The organism is Gallibacterium faecale, assembly GCF_027920745.1.
Lineage (GTDB): Bacteria > Pseudomonadota > Gammaproteobacteria > Enterobacterales > Pasteurellaceae > Gallibacterium > Gallibacterium faecale.
Genome location: NZ_JAQIBB010000033.1, coordinates 1 through 2,093, shown reverse-complemented (window position 1 = coordinate 2,093; position 2,093 = coordinate 1). Strand labels below are relative to the sequence as shown.

The 2,093-nt window shown below is 42.7% G+C and carries 1 protein-coding gene; it reads right to left on the bottom strand.

Going from position 1 to position 2,093, the window contains the following annotated elements; translation table 11 throughout:
* Window positions 1-1,969 (bottom strand): ESPR-type extended signal peptide-containing protein (locus tag PF272_RS02155; protein ID WP_271141439.1); only part of this gene is annotated, 1,969 nt, incomplete at its 3' end.
* Window positions 1,970-2,093: the final 124 nt, after the last annotated feature.

Genomic DNA, 2,093 nt, shown 5'->3' with positions numbered 1-2,093 from the left:
CAGTTGGTTTACCATCACTACCAATCGTCATATCACCTGTGTTATACGTCGGTGTTAAGTTACCCGCTACGTTCGCCAATATTTTTGGTGTATTAGCAACATCGTCACCATCATTCATAGAAGCGATGACATTGGTAACAGGTTGAATAGCCGGATCTAATGGTTTTCCAGTCGCATCAAGTGGTGTGTTAGCTGGATAGAAATTACCATCTGGTGATTTAATCACTTTATTACCGCTGGTATCAGTATAGATAACGGGCATTTGGTCAAGTGTGCCTTGAGCCACCATATATAGCTGGCTACCGTTGATCGCATCAGTAGAAGTCGCTGAGATTTCACCTGCTGCCACATTCATTACACGACGCTCAAGACCTGCAGCCCCCACAGATACCGCACCTGCTGCTGTTTTACCTACAAAACCACCATAAGTAACACCGCCTACGATCGCAGTATCCACCGTACCAGTATCACCAGCAGTTGTTGTTGCACCTGCAACACCTTCTTTATCCAAGTTAGCCGTGCCGACTGCAGCACCTACAGCAACGGTACTATCATTACCTAAGTAAACAGAGTTTTCTACTGTTCCTAATTCGGTACCATCATCTTTGGTACCGACGCCACTACCCAATACATAAGTATTTGAAGTATTGATATAGTTTTTGTTACCCACTGCACGAGAATTTTCTACTGCTTCAGTATCCGTTAAATCGTTAACAGATAACAATTTACCAGTATCATCATAAGTTGCTGTCGCACCGATTTGGTTGTTATTACCGAACGCACCGACATTGGTTGATGTACTACCAACCGCATTATTATTACCTAAGGTATACGACCCTTCTCCCTTCACTATTGAAGGGTCACCAATCGCACCAGCATAATTTGCACTCACAACATTTCCAACACCTATCGCAAGAGACTGCTTACCTGACACTTTGGTATTATACCCCACAGCCAATGACTGTTCGGCGTTTACATCTGTAACCGCTAAACCGCCAAAAGCAGCTGAATTTAAAGCTTTTGCTTTAGCATTTTGCCCAATAGCAAGTGAATTTTCTGCCAGTGCATGCGCTTGCACTCCAACGGCTGCAGCCCACTTACCATGCGCCTCAGCCCAAGGACCTAAGGCACTAGAGGTCTGACCGGTTGCCTTTGAATTCATACCAATTGCGGTAGCAGAGCTTCCTTTTTCAGCTGTAGAATATGGTCCTATAGCAACAGCCTGTTGAGATAACGCTTTAGCACTGGTACCTATAGCCATACTTAAATACCCTTTTTCTTCAGCCTTCGCGCCTATAGCCATACCATCTAAACCATCTGCTTTCGGACCATACCCGATAGCTATAGCCCTGTCATTATTCGTCTTTGCGAAGATACCCAGCGTTGTAGTAAGTGTATTGTTTGTCTCATTATCATGACCCAAAATAACCGTATTCTGACGAGCTTTTAAATTATTACCGACTGCTACAGCAAAACCAGGACTGCGATAAAATGGATCGTCGGTCACAGAAATCGTGTTTCCTGTATAGGAAATATCTTGACCCAGCAGGGTAATTTTCGCCCCTCCCCCAGCTTGAGCAGTAATAGAGCGACCAATCGCAACGTTATTACTACCTCCTTTAATACTATGATTAGTCCCAAATACGACAGAATCGCTCCCCACTACTGTTGAAGCGGCTCCAAAAACAGTAAGATTCCGATTAGTAGTAGTAGTAGTATCTACAGTCAAATTAGCACCATAAACCACGTTGTTTTTAGTGTCATCAATGGATTGTTTTACGTCAGCTAAGGCTTGAGTGCCAAAAAGTCCTACCCCCCCCCCCCCGATAATTATCATATTCAATACTGCCCCTGCGACAGAACTTCTTTTATCTGTCAGAGAATTAGATTTCCCCACTGATTTTACTAACTCTGAAACAACAAATACTCCTTTTGTTTTATCAAAAATAACTCTAAATATGTGATTCATAAATGGCTCCCCCCCTTATTTGTATTCGTGAATAAATGCTATAAACTAACCTTAACTGTAAAAGATCATATCAATCAGACAAGACAGTCCCCATTTAAATTAGTAGATCACTACAAATTGACAG